An 18,568-nucleotide genomic window follows, 5' to 3' on the forward strand; every position below is an offset into this window, starting at 1 on the left:
ATTCTTCCCCGCTTTATGCGGGGTGTACTTAGATATGTTATAATTACGGGTATGTTAAATCGGATTAAGTGCCCCATTTGAACCCCGGAGGCTGAACTATGACACGTAACCATTTGGTACAAATGGCACACGCATATATGGAATACGATATGATCGAATTGCACACGGAGCTTCCGGAGTTCCCGGAAGGGCGCATTCGTCTTCTGCATGCGGTGCTCGCCAGCCAGCCGGCCTCTGCCGGTCTGAGAGACATGCTGTCCGTGGTGGCTTCGCTGGTACAGATGGGCTTGGATACGCACGATCTGGTGGACAATGGGCGGGCGGCGGAGCGCGGCGGCCTTCTTGCCATGCGCGCAAGGCAGCTTAAGGTGCTCGCGGGCGATTACTTCAGCGGCCGCTTCTATTATCTTCTATCGCAAGCCGGACAGATCGAGATGGTGCGCCGTCTGGGCGACGCGATCTGCGAGCTGAACCGGGTCAAGGTCGTGCTATATTCGAAAATGAAACAAATGAAGCTGAACGCAGAGGAATATCTGCTTCACGGGGCGGAGCTGAGATCCGGCCTGTTTAAGTCGTTCACTCACTTGATGACCGGCTTGTATGAGCGTACGTGGCCGGACGTCGTCGACCGGTTCGCCCGCTGCGAGGTGCTCTTGCAAGAGCTGCTGCGCATCGAGGCGCCGAGCCGGCTGAACGAGAGCTGGGGCGTATGGCATATTCTGCAGGAAGGCGCGGAGGAAGACCGTCTCGCGGTTCAGGAGCTGCAAGGCGATCCCAAGAAGCTTCGCCAGCTGCTGGACAAGTATGGCGTTGCCGAGAAGCTCAGCGCTCTGCTTCGGCAAGCTGTCGCCGGGCTGCAAGCGCAGCTTCAGAAGCTCCCTTCCGATAAGCTGATCAAGGACGTGCAGCCGCTGATGGAGCCATTCCTTCAAGCGCTTAGGCCTGTGCCGGCCGCGATGACAGAATTGGGGTGAGCCGTGTGGACGCAAGGAGCGATAAGAGCCACGTGCATTCCGTATTTGAGAGCATCGCGCCCAAATACGATATGATGAACGATATTATCAGCTTTCGCAGGCACAAGGCTTGGCGGAAGTTCACGATGCGCAAGATGGACGTCAAGCCTGGGCAGACTGCGCTTGATTTGTGCTGCGGCACCTGCGACTGGACGATCGATCTGGCCCGCGCGAGTAAAGGCGCTCGGACGATCGGCCTCGACTTCAGCCGCAACATGCTGGACATCGGGCAAGAGAAAGTGGACAAGCTCGGCCTCGGCCATGTGATCGAGCTTGTGCAAGGGAATGCGATGGAGCTTCCGTTCCCCGACAATTCGTTCGATTACGTGACGATTGGCTTCGGACTCCGCAACGTGCCGGATATCAACCAAGTGCTGCGCGAGATGAAGCGGGTCGTCAAGCCCGGGGGCAAAGTCGTCTGCCTGGAGGTGTCCAAGCCGTCCTGGCAGCCGTTCAAGTGGATGTTTAACTTTTATTTCGAGCGGTTATTGCCGCTCATGGGCAAGCTGCTGGTCAAGCGATATGAGCAATATCGCTGGCTGCCGGAGTCGCTCGTGAACTTCCCCGACCTGCAGGCGCTGGCCGAGATGTTCAGAGGCGCAGGACTGCGCAACGTCCGGGCTTATCCGCTTACCGGCGGAGTCGCGGCCTTGCATATCGGGACGAAGGGGAACGACGGAATATGATTCGCAAAATCAAGATTTTCTTAGAAATGATTAAGATTGAGCATACGATGTTCGCTTTGCCGTTCGCGTATGTCGGCACGATTCTTGGCTCGGTGACGGAGACAAGCCACTTGCCTACTTGGGCGCAGTGCGGTTGGATTCTGATGGCGATGGTCGGCGCCAGAAGCGCGGCGATGGGCCTCAACCGGGTCATCGACCGGGCGATCGACGCGCGCAATCCGCGCACGGAGAAGCGGGCGATTCCGGCCGGCCTGCTGAAGGCGGGCGAAGTAATGGTGTTCATACTCGCTTCCTTCGCTTTGCTCTTCTGGGCTTCTTACGAATTGAACAGCTTGGCGGTCAAGCTGATGCCAATCGCCGTGTTCATGACGGTCTTCTATTCGTATACCAAAAGGTTCACTTGGCTCTGCCATGTCGTACTTGGCCTGACGCTCGGACTCGCGCCGCTCGGCGGCTGGGTGGCGGTAACCGGCACGATCTCGCTTCCCGCTATTATTCTATTTCTTACCGTTGCGCTTTGGTCTGCCGGCTTCGACATTATCTATTCGTGCCAGGACATAGAGATCGACCGCAAGGAGCGCCTCTATTCAATCCCTTCGCGCTTCGGCATCGAGAACGCGCTTCGCATCGCCAAAGCGTTCCATGCGCTGACGATCGTCGGCTTCGTGCTTCTGCTGGCGACGACCGATCTAAGCTGGTGGTATCTGGTCGGTACCATCGTCTCGGCCGGACTGCTGATCTATGAGCATCTATTGGTCAAGCCGAGCGATATGAGCAAGCTGCAAGCCGCGTTCTTCACGATGAACTGGGTTCTCAGTTCGGTGGTCTTCGTCTTCACCTTCATCGATCTTGTGGTGGTGAAGTCGTGGTGACGCCAGAGGTGGGAACAGGTCCGGCGCGCCGCTGGATCGTCGGGTGGACGGGTGCGAGCGGCGCGATTTACGGCGTGACGCTGGTCCGGGAGCTTCTGGCCGCCGGCGTTCACGTTCATCTCGTCGTATCCGATGCCGGATGGCGGGTGCTTAAGGAAGAGTTGGGCTGGGACGCGACGAAGCGATGGGATTCGCTTCGTTCCGGGCTCGGCCTCGAGGCGGACGATTCGCGTTTGACGTATCATCCCCAAGGCGACATCGGCGCCTCCATCGCGAGCGGTTCCTTCCTCTGCGATGGGATGGCGGTCGTCCCTTGCTCCATGGGGACGCTCTCATCGATCGCTCACGGCGCTTCGAACAATCTGATGATGCGGGCGGCCGATGTGACGATGAAGGAAGGCAGGCCGCTGCTGCTCGTTCCGCGGGAGACACCGCTTAGCGCCATCCATCTGGAGAACATGTTGAAGCTAGCCAGACTCGGCGTGCGGATCATCCCAGCCATGCCGGCTTTCTATTACGGACCGCAGACGCTGGAGGACGCCGTCCGCTTCATGGTCGGCAAAGTAATGGACGGTATGGGAGTTCCGCACCGCTTGTACAGAAGGTGGGGACATTCCAATGACGAAGGCTGATGCGACGCGGCCGATTCGATTCGGCCGCATCGATTATACGAATGTGTGGCCTGTATTTCATTATTTCGATCCTGCGAAGCTTCGCTCCAATACGGAGCTAGTCTATGGCATGCCGGCGGAATTAAACCGGCAGCTGCGTGCCGGCGAGATCGACATCTCCGCGGTGTCGTCATTCGCCTACGGGCTTAATGCCGACGATTATTTGCTGCTGCCTGACCTATCCGTCAGCGCGCTTGGAGAAGTGCAATCGCTTCTTCTCTTCCTAAAGTCACCCTTAGAGAAGGTCTTGAGCGGCAAGATTGCTCTCACGACTACGTCGGCGACGACAGTGAATCTGCTGAAGATCGTGATGAAGAAATTTCTCGGAGGCGACCCTGAATATGTCACAACCGAGCCGGATTTGGAGCGGATGCTGGAGACGGCGGACGCCGCGCTGCTGATCGGCGACCATGCCATTCGCGCTTCGTGGCGGGATCATGGCTACCGGGTGCTCGATCTGGGTGACTTGTGGCGGCAGTGGACCGGCCAATGGATGACGTTCGCCGTCTGGGCTGTCCGGCGCGAAGCGGCTGAACGATACCCGGAAGCGATCGGCGAGATTTATCGCGCGTTGGTCGACTCCAAGCGGCAATCCGCGGCGGACCCGGTTCCGCTCATTCAGGAAGCCGAGCGCCGGATCGGCGGGACCGCCAGCTATTGGCGGGGCTACTTCGGCGGGCTGTGCCACGATTTCGGAGCGGAGCAGAGGGAAGGATTATCATTGTATTTTCAATATGCCAAAGAATTGGGCTTGATGGACAAGTCCGTACGATTGGCGGATTGGTCCGAAGCAAGCGCGCGCGTCTGACGCGCGACACTAGAGGCCGAAGGTGAATCTATGAAGCTGATGCAAATATACGCCTCCCTGAAGTCCGACCTCCAGACGATCGAGGATACGCTGGCGAGCAGCGTGGCGAGCGATCTTCCGCTGCTGAACGAATCGGCCCAGCATCTGCTGAAGGCCGGGGGCAAGCGGCTTCGTCCGGTCTTCGTCCTGCTGGGGGGCAAGTTCGGCGATTACGATCTGGAGCGAATCCAATATGTCGCGTCAGCCTTGGAGCTGATCCATATGGCTTCGCTCGTTCATGACGACGTGATTGACGACGCCGATACGCGAAGAGGACAGCAGACGGTCAAGGCGAAGTGGGACAACCGGATCGCCATGTTCACGGGAGATTACATAAACGGGAAAGCGCTGGTCGTGGCCAGCCAGCTTAGGGACGCGCGGATTCACCAGATTCTGTCCGGCGCCATCGTTCAGATGTGCATCGGCGAGATGGAGCAGATCCGCGACTTCTTCAATGTGGAGCAGTCCGTCCGCAACTATCTGCTGCGAATCCGGCGCAAGACAGCGCTGCTCATCGCGATCAGCTGCCAGCTTGGTGCGATTGCCGCAGGCGCTCCGAAGGAGTTCGCCGATGCGTTGTACCGATATGGCTATCGCGTCGGCATGGCGTTCCAGATTACCGACGACTTGCTCGATGTATGCGGCACCGAGAAGAAGATCGGCAAGCCGCCGGGCAGCGACCTGCGGCAAGGGAACATCACGCTTCCGGTGCTGTACGCTCTTCAAGAGAGCGGCCTGCGCGATCAACTGCTTGCGGAGATCGAGCGAATCCGAGCCGGCGCAGGCGAAGCGAACTCCTCGGCTGCAGTCAAGCTGGTTCGCGGAAGCGGGGGCATCAAGGCGTCGGAGCGATTGGCGGATCGCTATACCGCCGGGGCGCTTCATGAGCTCGATCGGCTGCCGAACACGCCGGCCAAGCGCAATTTGGCGGAGATCGCCAAATTCGTCGCGCAGAGAAGTTACTGATTCGCACGGAAGATGTGTTAGAATGAGGCAAGTAAAAGCGTACATTAGGGGGGATGAAGATGGAGAGAACCTATCTGATGGTCAAGCCCGACGGCGTGCAGCGCGGCCTGATTGGCGAGATCGTGGCCCGGCTGGAGCGCAAGGGATTGCAGCTCATCGGAGCTAAATTAATGCAGGTGTCGACGGAACAGGCGAAGAAGCACTATGCCGAGCATGAAGGCAAAGTATTCTATGACAAGCTGCTCACCTTCATTACGTCGGGACCCGTATTTGCGATGGTGTGGCAAGGCGATGAAGCCGTGGCTGCTGCCCGTCAATTAATCGGCAAGACGAACGGATTGGAAGCGGCGCCCGGCACGATTCGCGGCGACTTCGCTATACATACGAATTACAATCTGATTCACGGATCGGATTCGCATGAGAATGCGGAACGGGAGATCGGGATCTTCTTCCAAGATTCCGAGCTCGTGTCTTACGAGAAGAACATTCAACTTTGGATTTAATCGCAGCATGGGGAGCGTGTGAACCGGATGAGCGACAGCAACGCTGAAGCGCTTCGCCGCACGCCCGAAGACGAGGACTTCCTCCGCTTCGTGGCCAATATTCGGCAAGCAACTTCCATCGATTTGTCGCAATACAAGGAAGTGCAGATGCGGCGCCGATTGACAACCTTGAGGCTTAAGCACGGCTTTCCTGATTTTGCATCGTACTTCGCGGAACTGATGAAGAATCCGCGGCTATTGAACGAGTTTCTGGACCGCATGACGATTAACGTCTCCGAATTCTGGCGCAACCCGAACCGTTGGCAGGTGCTGATGGACAAGTTCTTCCCGGAGATGATCAAGTCTTCTCCGCGGCTGCAGGTCTGGAGCGCGGCTTGTTCGACGGGTGAAGAGCCGTATACGCTGGCGATGATTCTGGACCGTCTCGGGCATATGGACCGCTCGTCCATCCTTGCCACCGATCTTGACGAAGGGGTGCTGGCGAAGGCGAAGCAAGGCGTCTATCTGGAGCGTTCGCTGCGCGACGTGCCGGCAGACTTCGCGAAGGCATACTTCAAGGAGACAGACGGGGCGTTCGCGGTCTCTGACCGGCTGAAGCTGGCCGTTCGCTTCCAGAAGCAGAACCTGCTGCTCGACTCGTTCGGGGAAGGCTTCGACCTGATCGTCTGCCGCAACGTGATGATCTACTTCACCGAGGAAGCGAAGCACGTGCTGTACGCGAAGTTCGCCAAGGCATTGAAGCCGGGCGGCATCCTGTTCGTCGGAAGCACGGAGCAGATTTTCTCCCCGGGCCAATACGGACTGGCGACGGCGGACACGTTTTTCTACCGCCGTATGGTATGAGTGGGCGATTCCGGTACGATACTAGGGATACCAATTCCAGCCTGGAGGAAATCCATGGATAAGCGCAAAGTGATCGCCGCTTACCGGCGCGGATTGATCTCATCCCAGGAATGCGCACAGATCCTCGGTCTTGATAACGTGGATTTGCTCGGCTTCATGCGGGAGACGTCCATTGAACCGCCTATCATGCTTCGCAAGCAGTCCGTCCGATCGTGACGGGCTGTTTTCTTGTCAAGAAGTTCAGACCTGTACTATAATGAGCAAAGACGTTATCGGGTTGAAGCATTAAAGCGCGTTCCGCAGAGACGTTCGAATCGACCCTTCTGTTGGGTTCGCAGCGCGCCGTTACCGGACTTATACTTAAGGGGGATCTGCATGAGCTTACGTTATTTAACGGCTGGGGAGACGCACGGACCACAGCTTACCGCCATTATTGAAGGATTGCCGAGCAATTTGGAATTGGACTTCGAAGCGCTGAACTTTCAACTGCATCGCCGCCAGAAGGGCCATGGACGCGGCCGCCGAATGCAGATCGAACAGGATACCGCGCAGATCGTCGGCGGCGTTCGCCACGGGAAGACAACAGGAGCGCCGGTTGCCCTCGTCGTCGCCAATAACGATTGGAAGCATTGGACGAGCGTCATGAACATCGAGCCTATCTCCGGCAACGATGAGACGAAGCGCCGCGTGCACCGCCCCCGTCCCGGACATGCCGATCTGAACGGCGGCTTGAAGTATAACCAGACGGACCTGCGCAACATCCTCGAACGCTCCAGCGCCCGCGAGACCGCAGCGCGCGTCGCCGTCGGCGCGGTCGCCCGCCAACTGCTGGAGAAGTTCGGCATTCGCGTCGCCGGCCGTGTCGTATCGATCGGAGGCATTGCTGCGCCTGAGCCGAATATGCCGATCGATGAGTTGATTGCAAGAACGGAAGAGTCCCCGGTTCGGGTGACGGATGCGGAGACGGAAGCCAAGATGATCGCGCTGATCGATCAGACGAAGGCGGACGGCGACTCGATCGGCGGCGTCGTCGAATGCATCGTGGCGGGACTGCCGGTCGGACTCGGCAGCCACGTGCAATGGGACCGCAAGCTGGATGGACGCATCGCGCAGGCGGTCGTGTCGATCAATGCGTTCAAAGGCGTGGAGTTCGGGATCGGCTTCGAAGCGGCCAACCGCCCAGGCTCTCAGGTGCATGACGAGATTCTGTATTCGGAGGAGAAGGGCTACCATCGCGCCAGCAATCGTCTCGGCGGCTTCGAGGGAGGCATGACCAACGGCATGCCGATCGTTGTGCGCGGCGTCATGAAGCCGATTCCGACGCTCTATAAGCCGCTGCGCAGCGTCGACATCGATACGAAGGAGCCGTTCACGGCGCAGGTGGAGCGTTCGGATGCTTGCGCAGTGCCGGCCGCCAGCGTCGTCATGGAGAGCGTCGTCGCTTGGGAAGTGGCGAAGGCGTTCCTCGAGAAGTTCGGCGGCGATTCGATGGAAGAGCTGCAGGCGAACTATGACAACTACCTGAGACAGGTGGCGGAATACTAATGGCGGGAGAGGCCCAGACGAGAGAGCTAACGGTTGATCTAGGAGAACGTTCTTATCCAATCATGATTGGGACCGGACTGCTGGCGCGGACAGGGAGCCTGTTCAGCGAACGGGGCTTCCCGGTCAAATCGCCGATTCTGCTCGTCACGGACCGCGCGGTAGAAGACTTGTATGCCGGCACGGTAGAGCAGTCGCTGCGGGAAGCGGGATATACGGTCGCGCGAGCTGTCGTCGCCAGCGGCGAGAAGTCGAAGTCGCTGGACGTGTTCGAAGAGCTCGTCACGGCTGCGTTAGAGACCGGTCTGGACCGCCGTTCGACGGTCATCGCGCTCGGCGGCGGCGTTGTCGGCGACTTGGCTGGCTTCGTCGCGGCTGCCTACATGCGCGGCGTCAGGTTCGTGCAGATGCCGACGACGATTCTCGCGCATGACAGCAGCGTCGGAGGGAAGGTGGCGGTGAATCACCGTCTGGCGAAGAACATTATCGGCGCGTTCCACCAGCCGGAATTCGTCCTGTACGATCTGGATACGCTGGCGAGCCTCCCGCCGCGCGAAGTGCGAGCCGGTTATGCCGAAGTGGTCAAGCATGGCTTGATCTGGGACGAGGCCTTCGTCAAGTGGTGTGACGAGAACGCCGAGCGGCTGCTCGCCTTGGAGCCGGATGCGCTTGGCTACGCACTGCACGAGGGCTGCCGCGTCAAGTCGATCGTCGTCTCGCGCGACGAACGGGAGAACGATCTGCGGGCGATTCTGAATCTCGGCCATACGATCGGCCATGCGCTTGAAGCGGTTGCCGGCTACGGTGAACTGCTGCATGGCGAAGCAATCGCGATCGGTATGGTCGGTTCGGCGCGATTGGCTGCTCGCTTCGGCTACGGAGACGAGCTTGCCGCGGAGACGGAACGGCTGCTGCGCAAGTTCGAATTGCCCGTGCGGATTCCTAGCGGATTCGACACGGACGAGATTATGGCGGCGATGCAGCACGACAAGAAGTTCAAGGAAGGCCAGATGGTGTTCGTCGTGCCGAAGCGGGTCGGCGAAGTGGAGATCCGAAGCGACGTTCCGGCACAGTGGGTGCGAGACATCGTAGAGCAGCTGAAAGGGGAGGCCGGCAAGCTATGAGCGTAAGGGGAATACGCGGCGCGATTACCGTGCAAGCCAATGATAGACAGCAAATTTGGGATGCTTCGGTCAAGCTGATGAATGCAGTCGTCGAGGTGAATGGTATCGAGCCGGAAGAGATTTGCTCCGTCATGATCACCGTCACGCAGGATCTGGATGCGGCGTTCCCGGCGAAGGCAATTCGCGAGCTTAGCGGATGGGATTATGTGCCGCTCATGTGCTCGGTGGAGATTCCGGTCAAAGGAAGCTTGGAGCGGTGCATTCGGTTTCTGGTGCATGTGAACACCGATCTGAAGCAGTCGGACATGCGACACGTCTATCTGGGCGGGGCCGAAGCGCTTCGGCCGGATCTGGCGGCGGGACGTTGACAGGTATTAACCGCCGGCGATGAATGGCCGTTGACGGCTTATCGCCGGCGGTGGTATAGTGACTATAACACTTGGCGCGGAACCTTCTTCCGGAGGGAAGAAGACTTACGCGCAGGTAGCTGAGCAGAGACGAGATGAGATGAGCGGAGCCGCCGATCCTTGGCGCTGTGCATTCTATATGCACAGGGGAGGAAGTCGGCAGCGGAACCGTACGGAAGCGGCGCGGCCTTTAGGGTTCGCGATAGGCTTGCGGCCACGGATTTCCATGCCCTTATCGAATGAACGCATCTCTGCGGAAGCAGAGATGCTTTTTTTTATTGTCTTGAACAGCGGCACGGCAGGTTTGGAGAGGAGAGATACGAATGGAACAGCGTGATCAGGAGCTTCAGCAGGTGATCCGCCTATCAGGCAAGTACAATGTCATTCCCGTCGTCCGCCGGCTTCTCGCGGATACGGAGACGCCGATTCGGGTGTTCCAGCAGCTGAGCAGGGACCGCCGGGCGTTCCTGCTGGAGAGCGTGGAGGGCGGCATCAAATGGGCGCGTTATTCATTCATCGGCACCGATCCCTTCCTCGTTCTGAAGCTGAAGAAGAGGACCGTTACGCTGGAAGATAGAGGCGCGGCCCAATCGTTCGAGACGGACGATCCGCTGAAGCTCCTGAGGGAGCGGCTGCGCGGCTATCGCAGTCCCGCGCTTCCGGAGCTGCCGCCGTTCACGGGCGGGGCGATCGGATTCTTCGGCTACGATCTGCTGCAATATTACGAGCGCAAGCTTCCGCCGCACAAGGTGGACGATCTCCAGATGGACGATATGCAGTTCATGTTCTGCGACCGGGTCATCGTCTTCGACCACCTGAAGCAGCAGGTGCTCGTTATCGGCAACGTCCATATCAAGGACGGCGCCTCCGACGAGGATATCGGTATCGCATATCAGGAAGCGTGCTTGGGCATCGACGAGATGATCAAGCGGCTGCAAACTCCAGTCGCGGCATCGGCTCCAGCGGCGGCAGCGCCGCCAGCCGACCCGGATCTAGGCGACATTCGCTCCAACCTGTCGAAAGAACAATACATCCGCAACGTGGAGCAGGCGAAGGAGTACATCCGCGCCGGCGATATTTTCCAGACGGTGCTGTCGCAGCGGTTCCACATCGAGACGGAGGTTGATCCGCTGCAGGTGTACCGCGTGCTGCGGACGATGAACCCGTCGCCGTACATGTATGTACTGAAGCTGGATGAAGAAGTCATCGTCGGCACGTCGCCGGAGCTGCTCGTCAAGGTCGACGGCGACCGCGTCGAGACGCGTCCGATCGCAGGAACCCGGCCGCGGGGCCGGACGCCTGAAGAGGATCTGGCGCACGAGCGCGAGCTTCTCGCGGACGAGAAGGAGCGGGCGGAGCACGTCATGCTGGTCGACCTTGGCCGCAATGACCTCGGGAGAGTATCCGCGTACGGCTCGGTCAAGTGCGATTCCTATATGGAGATCGAGCGGTATTCGCACGTCATGCACATCGTCTCCAATGTCAGCGGCAAGCTGAGAGAGGACAAAGACTTCTTCGACGCCTTCCTCTCCTGCCTTCCTGCGGGGACGGTGTCCGGCGCGCCGAAGCTGAGAGCGATGGAGATCATCGCCGAGCTCGAGAACGAAGCGCGCGGCGCCTATGCAGGGGCGATCGGCTACCTCGGCTTCTCGGGCAACCTGGATACGTGCATTACGATTCGGACCATTATCTTCAAGAACGGCAAAGCTTATGTGCAAGCGGGCGCGGGCATCGTCTGGGATTCCGTCCCGGAGAAGGAATATGAGGAGACGGTCAACAAGGCGAAGGCAATGCTGAAGGCGATTCGAGCGGCGGAAGCGGCGTTCGCGTCTCCCTACCGTTCACCCGAGCTGGCAGCCGCAGCCGACCGCCGCACCAATCTCGATTACGCTTAAGGAGGAGATCACGTGATCTACGCGAAGGATAATACGCTCGGCATGCCGCAGGCGCTGTCGAAGCTGACGGCCGGACACGACCTGACGAGGGAGGAAGCGCATGCCGTCATGAGCTTGATCATGAGGGGCGAAGCGACGCCGTCGCAGATCGCCGGCGCGGTCATCGCGCTGCGGATGAAGGGCGAATCGGTCGACGAGATCACCGGGTTCGCCGAAGCGATGCGTTCGTTCTCGGACCGCGTCGCGACGAAGAACGAAGATCTCCTCGACACTTGCGGGACGGGCGGCTCGGGCATTCACAAGTTCAACATCTCCACGTCTTCTGCGATTATCGCGGCGGCGGCCGGCGTTCGCGTGGCAAAGCATGGTAATCGGGCCATGTCCGGCAAGGCGGGCAGCGCGGACGTGCTGGAGGCGCTTGGCGTCAACATCGCGCTGACGGCGAAGCAAGCCGCGGAATGCCTCGAGCAGACGGGCATCTGCTTCATGTTCGCGCAGCTGTACCATCCCGCGCTGAAGCATGCGGCGGCGCCGCGCCGCGAGCTGGGCGTGCGCACGATCTTCAACATGCTCGGCCCGCTCGCGAACCCGGCGAACGCCGACCGGCAGCTGATGGGCTTGTACGATCGGTCGAAGACGGAGACGGTCGCCAGCGTTCTCGGTCGGCTGGGGCTGAAGCGCGCTATGGTGGTTGGCAGCCATGACGGGCTGGACGAGATCAGCATCTCCGCGCCGACGAGCATCTCCGAGCTGAAGAATGGCGAAGTCACAACCTATGACGTGACGCCGGAGGAGCTCGGCCTGCGGACGGTTCCGCTCAGCGAAGTGAAGGGCGGTGACGCCGCCGTGAACGCGGAGATCGTTCGCCGCGTATTCGCCGGCGAGCGAAGCGCGTATCGCGAGATCGTGCTGGCGAACGCCGGGGCGTGCATATACGTCGCGGATCGCGTAACGACGCTTGCGGAGGGCGTGAAGGAAGCGGCACGCATGATCGATACGGGCGCTGCGATGGCTAAACTAAATCAATGGATTCAGGCGACGGGAGAAGTGAGCTATGTTTCTTGAACGGATTGTAGCCGTGAAGCGGCAAGAGGTAGAGCGCTTGGCAGAGCAACTGAACGTGGCGGAGGCGGAGCGGGAGATTATCGGGTTGCCGGCATGCCGAGGCTTTGAGGCCGCGCTGAAGGAAGGCGCTCGCAAGCGTCCGGTCGGGCTGATCGCGGAAGTGAAGAAGGCGAGCCCGTCCAAAGGACTGATCCGCCCGGACTTCGAGCCGTCCGCATTGGCTGAAGCCTACGAAGCGGCGGGAGCCGACTGTATATCCGTGCTGACGGACAAAGACTTTTTTCAAGGGGATAACGGCTATTTGACGCGGGTGCGAGAATCAGTGAAGCTGCCGCTGCTTCGCAAGGACTTTATCATTGACGAGAAGCAAATTTACGAAGCGCGCCTGATCGGAGCGGACGCCGTATTGCTCATCGCCGCCATTCTGACGAAGGAGCAGCTGTCCTCGTATCACGATCTGGCCCATTCGCTCGGCATGGACGCGCTTGTGGAGGTTCACAACCGCGAAGAGCTCGAGACGGTGCTGGCGATCGGCAAGGCGACGCTGATCGGCGTCAACAACCGCAACCTGCACACGTTCGAGACGGACCTGAACGTGACGAAGGAGCTGATCTCCCTGCTGCCGGCCGGCGTCACGGCGGTCAGCGAGAGTGCGATCGGCACGCCGGAAGACATAGCGTTCGTGCGGAAGGCCGGCGCGCAAGCGGTGCTCGTAGGCGAGCACTTCATGCGCCAGCGCGACATCGGCGCCGCGGTGAACGCGCTGCTCGGACCTGCCCTGGCGAAGGAAGGCGCCAAGCGATGACGGCGTTCGAAGCGCCGCGCTCATTGGACTCGTCGAATGGACAGCGCCCGGATGATATGCCGGCAGCACAGCGCGCATCATCTTGCCAGCCGCGGCCGTTCGTCAAGATCTGCGGCATCCAAGATGAGCGAACGCTTATGGGCATGGACGGGCTGACGGTGGACTACATCGGTTTCGTGTTCGCGAAGAGCAAACGGCAGGTGACGCCGGAGCAGGCGGCGTCCTTGCTCGCTGCCGCTTCCCGCACGGCGATGGCCGGCGGACGCGCTCCTCGCGCCGTCGGCGTGTTCGTCAATCCGACGATGGACGAACTGGCTGCTGTGCTGGAGAAGGTGGAGCTTGACGTCATCCAGCTACACGGCCAAGAGCCGCCGGCGTTCTGCCGCGAGGTCGGCGTTCGCTTCGGCGTCGAGGTGTGGCGCGCGCTGCCGGCGGAGGAAGCTGCCGCGAAGCCGGCGGAAGGATCGTTGGCGGTGACGGCCGTCGTATCGGCGGGTGACGCTCAACCTGCAGGGCCTGCGCGGCTCGCTGAGTACGCCGGCGCCATATCCGCCGTGCTTCTCGATACAGCCGGAGGCGGTACGGGCAGGGCGTTCCGTTGGAACGTCATCCCCGCTTACCAAGCGGAAGCAGCCCGGTTCGGACTGAAGTTGTTCGTCGCGGGAGGATTAACGCCGGACAATGTAGAAGATTTGATCTCGCAATATGCGCCGGACGGCGTAGACATCTCCAGCGGAGTGGAGACCGACGGCGCGAAGGATAACGCCAAGATCGCCGCTTTCGCGGAAAGGGTGAACAAGTAGCATGAGCCAAACGCATATCCCCGATACTTATGGCCGCTTCGGTCCCTTCGGCGGCCGTTACGTGCCTGAGACACTGATGAACGCGCTGATCGAACTGGAGGAAGCGTACAATCGATACAAGGACGATCCCGAATTCCAGGAGGAACTCCGCTACCTGCTCAAGCAGTATGCAGGGCGTCCGTCTCCGCTGTATTACGCGGAACGGCTGACGAAGCACCTGGGCGGGGCGAAAATCTACCTCAAGCGCGAGGATCTGAACCATACCGGCTCGCACAAGATCAACAACGCCCTCGGCCAAGCGCTGCTCGCGAAGCGCATGGGCAAGAAGAAGGTGATCGCCGAGACGGGAGCGGGCCAGCATGGCGTCGCCACCGCGACGGTCGCCGCGCTGCTCGGCATGGAGTGCAAGGTGTTCATGGGCGAGGAAGATACGAAGCGCCAGAAGCTGAACGTGTTCCGCATGAACCTGCTCGGCTCCGAAGTCGTGCCCGTCATGTCCGGCACGCGTACGCTGAAGGATGCCTGCAACGAGACGCTTCGCTATTGGGTCAGCCATGTGGATGATACGTACTACATCCTCGGTTCCGTTACCGGTCCGCACCCGTATCCGATGATGGTGCGGGACTTCCAGCGATTGATCGGCGTGGAGGCGAAGGAACAGATACTCGAGCAGGAAGGCCGTCTGCCCGATGCGATTGTCGCCGCAGTCGGCGGCGGCAGCAACGCGATGGGCATCTTCCATGATTTTATCGGCGATGGATCGGTGAAGCTGATCGGCGTCGAAGCCGCCGGCCGAGGGGTCGATACGGACAAGCATGCGGCGACGATGACGAAGGGCCGTCCGGGCGTATTTCAAGGCTCGATGAGCTATGTGCTGCAGGACGAAGGCGGTCAAGTGCAGGAAGCGCACTCGATCTCGGCGGGGCTCGATTATCCGGGAATCGGACCGGAGCACGCTTACCTGAAGGATTCGAAGCGTGCCGAGTACGTGCCGATTACGGACGCCGAAGCGCTTGAGGCGCTGCAGCTGCTGTGCAGGCAGGAAGGCATCATTCCGGCGCTTGAATCTTCGCATGCGATCGCGCATACGATGAAGCTCGCGCCGACGATGCCGAAGGACGCTATCGTCGTCGTCAGCCTGTCCGGCCGCGGCGACAAGGACGTCGAAGCAATCATGCCTTACCTGAAGGGAGAGGACGCGCAATGAGCACAGCGGCGACCGCCAATAAGATCGACGCTGTCTTCGCCGAGCTGAAGGCGAGAGGCGAGACCGCGCTTATCCCGTTCCTGACGATGGGCGATCCGAGCTTGGACGTATCGATCGAACTCATTCAAGCGGCGGAGCAAGCGGGCGCGAGCATGCTGGAGCTGGGCGTGCCCTACTCCGATCCGCTCGCAGACGGCCCCGTCATTCAGCGGGCTTCCGAGCGCGCGCTGAAGAATAAGATCGGCTTGCTCGACTGCATGAAGGTAGCCTTGGAAGCGCGACGCCGCGGCGTGCGCATGCCCTTTATTCTTTTCACGTACTTTAATCCGGCCTTGCAGCTTGGACTGGAGCGGTTCTTCGAATTGCTGCAGGAACACGACTTCAGCGGCGTCATCATTCCCGATCTGCCGATTGAAGAGGACGGGGAAGTGCGGGCGATCGCCGAACGGACCGGCATTCACCTCATCCCGCTCGTCGCGCCGACCTCGGACGCCCGCGTGGAGAGAATCGCGTCCAAGGCGCGCGGCTTCGTGTATTGTGTCTCGTCGCTTGGCGTCACGGGCGAGCGAGCTACGTTCCATGCCGGCATCGAGTCGTTCCTCGCCACCGTGAGAGGAGCCGCGAGCGTGCCGATCTGCGTCGGCTTCGGCATCTCGTCCCGCGAGCAGGCGGAGCGGTTCGCCGGCCTCTGCGACGGCGTCATTGTAGGCAGCGCGATCGTACGGAAAGTGGAGGAGGCGCTCCCTCGGCTGACAAGCAGCGACGAAGCCGAACAACGTCAAGGCATCGAGTCCGTGCGCGCGTTCATCGCAGGTTTGAAGCCCGCGGCTTCGAGAGAATAGCGCGAGAATAACAGATTTACGCAACCGGCAATGGAGTTTTCCTTCTGTACAGCAAAGCTTCGATGTGTCAAAATAGGATAAACGCCAATAAAGGCGGAGCGTGCGACAACGCTCCGCTTTGCCTTGCATCCGCAAGGAAGTCCCTACCGTCACTACAGGAGGTAATCCCATGCAACCGAAACCGAATATCGTTCATCTGCCGGTCTACCAGCCAGGCAAACCTATCGAAGAAGTGAAGCGCGAGCTGGGACTCTCCGACGTCATCAAGCTCGCCTCCAACGAGAACCCGTTCGGCGCATCGCCGAAGGCGATTGAAGCGGTTCAGCGCGAACTGGCCAATATCAGCATCTATCCGGATGGAGCCGCCGTCGACTTGACCAACGCCGTTGCCGAGAAGTTGGGCGTTACGCCGGAACAGATTATTTTCGGAGCGGGTTCCGATGAAGTGATTCTGATGATCGCGCGCGCGTTCCTGCTGCCGGGCGACGAGAACATTACGGCGGACCAGACGTTCCCGCAATACCGCCACAATATCGAGATCGAGAACGGCGTCGTCATCGAAGTGCCGCTGAAGGACGGAACGCACGATCTTCCGGCGATGCTGGCGGCAGTCACGCCGAAGACGAAGATCGTCTGGATCTGCAACCCGAACAATCCGACGGGAACGATCGTCTCTCATGAAGAAGTGGACAACTTCCTGTCGAAGGTACCGTCTTCCGTTATGGTCGTGCTCGACGAAGCGTACTGCGAGTATATCGACGATCCGGCCTTCCCGGACGGCATCGAGCTGATGAAGAGGTACCCGAACCTCGTGCTCCTTCGCACCTTCTCCAAAATATACGGGCTGGCGTCGCTTCGCGTCGGCTACGGCGTCGGACATCCGGACGTCATTCGCTCGATCAACCAGGTGCGCGAGCCGTTCAACACTTCGCGAGTGGGCCAAGCGGCCGCTCTTGCGGCTCTGCAGGACGACGAGTTCATCGCTCGCTGCCGCGCGGCGAACAAGGAAGGGCTTGCGATGCTGCGCGCCGCGTTCGAGCGGCTCGGCCTTCCGGCATTTCCGGCCTATGGCAACTTCATCATGGTCGACGTGAAGCGTCCGGCCGGGGAAGTGTTCGATGCGATGCTTCGCAAAGGCGTCATCATTCGCGCCGGCCACAAGAAATATCCGACGCACGTTCGCATTACGATAGGCAGCGCGGAGCAGAACGCGAAGGTAATCGCGGCGCTGGAGGAAGTGCTGCGAGAAGTCGCGGTTAAGGTGTGAGCGGATGAACGCGGACATCAGCGGCTTTAGCGAACGGAAGGAAGCGGGCTCCTCGTCCGGGACGATCAAGATCGCCATCTGCGGCGTCGGCTTGATCGGCGGCTCGCTGGCGCTGTGCTTGAAAGGCAAACCGGGCTATCGCGTCGTCGGCCATGAGATCCGCGAAGAGTCCGCTGCCAAATGCGCCGAGCTAGGCGTCGTGGATGAAGCGACGACATCGCTCGCGGAAGCGGCGGCGGATGCGGACTATATCTTCCTATGCGTGCCTGTTGGCCGGCTCAACGATTATATCGACGAGCTGTCGCGTTTGCCCTTGAAGCCGGGCTGCGTTATGACCGATGTCGGCAGCACCAAAGCATCGATCGTGGAGCACGCCGCGCAGCTCGCGTTAAAGGGAACAACGTTCATCGGCGGCCACCCGATGGCCGGCTCGGAGCGGTCTGGCGTGGAGGCAGCCAGCGCGGATCTGTTCGAGAACGCGTATTATGTGCTGACGCCGACCGAGGACGCGCCGGCAGAAGCGGTTCAAGCGCTGGAGAAGCTGCTGCGCTGGACGCGGGCGAAGATCATCACGACGGATGCCGCCCGGCACGACCGAATCGTAGGAGCGATCAGCCACCTGCCGCACATGATCGCGGTTGCGCTGGTGAACCAGATCGCGGGTTACAACGAGTCGAGCGATCTGTACCGCAGCCTGGCGGCTGGCGGATTCCGAGATATTACGCGCATTGCTTCGAGCGATCCGATCGTCTGGCGGGATATTCTGGTGAATAACCGTCAGGTGCTGCTGGAACTCCTGTCGGACTGGCGGCGCGAGATGGACGAGTTCACTCGGCTGCTTGAGTCGGAAGACGGGGAGGGAGTCGCCGAACGGTTCAAGCAGGCGAACGACTTCCGCAATCGCCTGCCGGAGCGCCGGAAGGGCATGATCACATCTTTATATGAATGCTACGTGAACGTTCCCGACCAGCCCGGCGTCATCGGCCGCATCGCGGCTGAGCTCGGCCAGGCGAGAATCAACCTAAGCAACTTGCACATCATCGAGAGCCGCGAAGACGTTCCGGGCGTACTGCGCCTATCATTCCGCAGGCAGGACGACCTGGATCGCGCCGTGGCGCTCATACGCTCGATGGACTACATCGTTTATTTCTAACATCGAAGGCGCTCCGCACTAGCTGCGGAGCGTTTTGCTTGTGCGCCACGCATGGCG

At 60.2% G+C, this 18,568-nt stretch carries 20 protein-coding genes; all 20 read left to right on the forward strand.

Annotated elements, in window-relative coordinates; translation table 11 throughout:
• Positions 1-98 precede the first annotated feature (98 nt).
• The 20 genes from H4Q31_RS10445 (at position 99) to H4Q31_RS10540 (ending at position 18,511) form a co-directional block, all read left to right on the forward strand.
• Positions 99-974 (forward strand): heptaprenyl diphosphate synthase component 1, encoded by an 876-nt coding sequence (locus H4Q31_RS10445; protein WP_185179017.1) that lies wholly within the window; start codon positions 99-101, stop codon positions 972-974.
• Entirely contained in the window at positions 971-1,699 is a 729-nt protein-coding gene (locus tag H4Q31_RS10450; RefSeq protein WP_185179018.1) for a demethylmenaquinone methyltransferase, read from the forward strand. Before H4Q31_RS10445 ends, H4Q31_RS10450 begins: the two co-directional genes overlap by 4 nt.
• Positions 1,696-2,571 (forward strand): UbiA-like polyprenyltransferase, encoded by an 876-nt coding sequence (locus H4Q31_RS10455; RefSeq protein ID WP_185179019.1) that lies wholly within the window; start codon positions 1,696-1,698, stop codon positions 2,569-2,571. The genes H4Q31_RS10450 and H4Q31_RS10455 overlap by 4 nt, the downstream gene beginning before the upstream one ends.
• Positions 2,565-3,203, forward strand: a complete 639-nt coding sequence (locus H4Q31_RS10460) for a UbiX family flavin prenyltransferase (protein WP_376698236.1) — start codon at positions 2,565-2,567, stop codon at positions 3,201-3,203. The genes H4Q31_RS10455 and H4Q31_RS10460 overlap by 7 nt, the downstream gene beginning before the upstream one ends.
• On the forward strand, positions 3,190-4,050 hold the full coding sequence (locus H4Q31_RS10465; protein ID WP_185179020.1) for a menaquinone biosynthesis protein: 861 nt from the start codon (positions 3,190-3,192) through the stop codon (positions 4,048-4,050). The genes H4Q31_RS10460 and H4Q31_RS10465 overlap by 14 nt, the downstream gene beginning before the upstream one ends.
• Before the next feature lie 30 nt (positions 4,051-4,080).
• Positions 4,081-5,055 (forward strand): polyprenyl synthetase family protein, encoded by a 975-nt coding sequence (locus H4Q31_RS10470; RefSeq protein ID WP_185179021.1) that lies wholly within the window; start codon positions 4,081-4,083, stop codon positions 5,053-5,055.
• A 59-nt stretch (positions 5,056-5,114) separates the two neighbouring features.
• Positions 5,115-5,558: a nucleoside-diphosphate kinase gene (ndk, locus tag H4Q31_RS10475; protein WP_185179022.1), complete on the forward strand. Its 444-nt coding sequence runs from the start codon at positions 5,115-5,117 to the stop codon at positions 5,556-5,558.
• Positions 5,559-5,585: 27 nt separating this feature from the next.
• A complete protein-coding gene (locus tag H4Q31_RS10480) occupies positions 5,586-6,401 on the forward strand; it encodes a CheR family methyltransferase (protein WP_185179023.1) in 816 nt (271 codons plus the stop codon).
• A gap of 54 nt (positions 6,402-6,455) precedes the next feature.
• Positions 6,456-6,617: a hypothetical protein gene (locus H4Q31_RS10485; RefSeq protein WP_185179024.1), complete on the forward strand. Its 162-nt coding sequence runs from the start codon at positions 6,456-6,458 to the stop codon at positions 6,615-6,617.
• 159 nt (positions 6,618-6,776) lie between these two features.
• Entirely contained in the window at positions 6,777-7,946 is a 1,170-nt protein-coding gene (gene aroC / locus H4Q31_RS10490; protein ID WP_185179025.1) for a chorismate synthase, read from the forward strand.
• Positions 7,946-9,067: a 3-dehydroquinate synthase gene (gene aroB, locus H4Q31_RS10495; protein ID WP_185179026.1), complete on the forward strand. Its 1,122-nt coding sequence runs from the start codon at positions 7,946-7,948 to the stop codon at positions 9,065-9,067. The genes aroC and aroB overlap by 1 nt, the downstream gene beginning before the upstream one ends.
• Positions 9,064-9,435 carry a chorismate mutase gene (gene aroH, locus H4Q31_RS10500; RefSeq protein WP_185179027.1) on the forward strand — a complete coding sequence of 124 codons (372 nt, stop codon included), beginning with the start codon at positions 9,064-9,066 and terminating at the stop codon, positions 9,433-9,435. The genes aroB and aroH overlap by 4 nt, the downstream gene beginning before the upstream one ends.
• Positions 9,436-9,797: 362 nt before the next feature.
• Complete coding sequence (trpE, locus tag H4Q31_RS10505; RefSeq protein ID WP_185179028.1) at positions 9,798-11,369, forward strand: anthranilate synthase component I; 1,572 nt, start codon at positions 9,798-9,800, stop codon at positions 11,367-11,369.
• A 42-nt stretch (positions 11,370-11,411) separates the two neighbouring features.
• A complete protein-coding gene (gene trpD / locus H4Q31_RS10510) occupies positions 11,412-12,434 on the forward strand; it encodes an anthranilate phosphoribosyltransferase (protein ID WP_185179044.1) in 1,023 nt (340 codons plus the stop codon).
• Complete coding sequence (gene trpC / locus H4Q31_RS10515; protein ID WP_185179029.1) at positions 12,424-13,239, forward strand: indole-3-glycerol phosphate synthase TrpC; 816 nt, start codon at positions 12,424-12,426, stop codon at positions 13,237-13,239. The genes trpD and trpC overlap by 11 nt, the downstream gene beginning before the upstream one ends.
• A 56-nt stretch (positions 13,240-13,295) precedes the next feature.
• Positions 13,296-14,042, forward strand: coding sequence for a phosphoribosylanthranilate isomerase (locus tag H4Q31_RS10520; protein ID WP_185179045.1), 747 nt, complete (start codon positions 13,296-13,298; stop codon positions 14,040-14,042).
• Position 14,043: 1 nt separating this feature from the next.
• Entirely contained in the window at positions 14,044-15,249 is a 1,206-nt protein-coding gene (gene trpB / locus H4Q31_RS10525) for a tryptophan synthase subunit beta (protein WP_185179030.1), read from the forward strand.
• Positions 15,246-16,091 carry a tryptophan synthase subunit alpha gene (gene trpA, locus H4Q31_RS10530; protein WP_185179031.1) on the forward strand — a complete coding sequence of 282 codons (846 nt, stop codon included), beginning with the start codon at positions 15,246-15,248 and terminating at the stop codon, positions 16,089-16,091. The genes trpB and trpA overlap by 4 nt, the downstream gene beginning before the upstream one ends.
• 169 nt (positions 16,092-16,260) lie before the next feature.
• Positions 16,261-17,358, forward strand: a complete 1,098-nt coding sequence (hisC, locus tag H4Q31_RS10535; protein ID WP_185179032.1) for a histidinol-phosphate transaminase — start codon at positions 16,261-16,263, stop codon at positions 17,356-17,358.
• A gap of 4 nt (positions 17,359-17,362) precedes the next feature.
• The gene (locus tag H4Q31_RS10540) at positions 17,363-18,511 is read left to right on the forward strand and encodes a prephenate dehydrogenase (RefSeq protein ID WP_185179033.1); all 1,149 of its coding nucleotides are present in this window, start codon (positions 17,363-17,365) and stop codon (positions 18,509-18,511) included.
• Positions 18,512-18,568 lie beyond the last annotated feature (57 nt).

It is taken from the genome of Cohnella lubricantis, assembly GCF_014212015.1.
In the GTDB taxonomy this organism is placed as follows: domain Bacteria; phylum Bacillota; class Bacilli; order Paenibacillales; family Paenibacillaceae; genus Cohnella; species Cohnella lubricantis.

Bases quoted from the DNA above. Each gene is read 5' to 3' on its own strand.
- H4Q31_RS10520 (WP_185179045.1), top strand. From the start codon at position 13,296: ATGCCGGCAGCACAGCGCGCATCATCTTGCCAGCCGCGGCCGTTCGTC.
- aroH (WP_185179027.1), top strand. From the start codon at position 9,064: ATGAGCGTAAGGGGAATACGCGGCGCGATTACCGTGCAAGCCAATGAT.
- H4Q31_RS10445 (WP_185179017.1), top strand. From the start codon at position 99: ATGACACGTAACCATTTGGTACAAATGGCACACGCATATATGGAATAC.
- H4Q31_RS10455 (WP_185179019.1), top strand. From the start codon at position 1,696: ATGATTCGCAAAATCAAGATTTTCTTAGAAATGATTAAGATTGAGCAT.
- trpD (WP_185179044.1), top strand. From the start codon at position 11,412: ATGCCGCAGGCGCTGTCGAAGCTGACGGCCGGACACGACCTGACGAGG.
- H4Q31_RS10480 (WP_185179023.1), top strand. From the start codon at position 5,586: ATGAGCGACAGCAACGCTGAAGCGCTTCGCCGCACGCCCGAAGACGAG.
- hisC (WP_185179032.1), top strand. From the start codon at position 16,261: ATGCAACCGAAACCGAATATCGTTCATCTGCCGGTCTACCAGCCAGGC.
- trpB (WP_185179030.1), top strand. From the start codon at position 14,044: ATGAGCCAAACGCATATCCCCGATACTTATGGCCGCTTCGGTCCCTTC.
- aroC (WP_185179025.1), top strand. From the start codon at position 6,777: ATGAGCTTACGTTATTTAACGGCTGGGGAGACGCACGGACCACAGCTT.
- trpA (WP_185179031.1), top strand. From the start codon at position 15,246: ATGAGCACAGCGGCGACCGCCAATAAGATCGACGCTGTCTTCGCCGAG.
- H4Q31_RS10540 (WP_185179033.1), top strand. From the start codon at position 17,363: ATGAACGCGGACATCAGCGGCTTTAGCGAACGGAAGGAAGCGGGCTCC.
- trpC (WP_185179029.1), top strand. From the start codon at position 12,424: ATGTTTCTTGAACGGATTGTAGCCGTGAAGCGGCAAGAGGTAGAGCGC.
- ndk (WP_185179022.1), top strand. From the start codon at position 5,115: ATGGAGAGAACCTATCTGATGGTCAAGCCCGACGGCGTGCAGCGCGGC.
- H4Q31_RS10465 (WP_185179020.1), top strand. From the start codon at position 3,190: ATGACGAAGGCTGATGCGACGCGGCCGATTCGATTCGGCCGCATCGAT.
- H4Q31_RS10470 (WP_185179021.1), top strand. From the start codon at position 4,081: ATGAAGCTGATGCAAATATACGCCTCCCTGAAGTCCGACCTCCAGACG.
- aroB (WP_185179026.1), top strand. From the start codon at position 7,946: ATGGCGGGAGAGGCCCAGACGAGAGAGCTAACGGTTGATCTAGGAGAA.
- H4Q31_RS10485 (WP_185179024.1), top strand. From the start codon at position 6,456: ATGGATAAGCGCAAAGTGATCGCCGCTTACCGGCGCGGATTGATCTCA.
- trpE (WP_185179028.1), top strand. From the start codon at position 9,798: ATGGAACAGCGTGATCAGGAGCTTCAGCAGGTGATCCGCCTATCAGGC.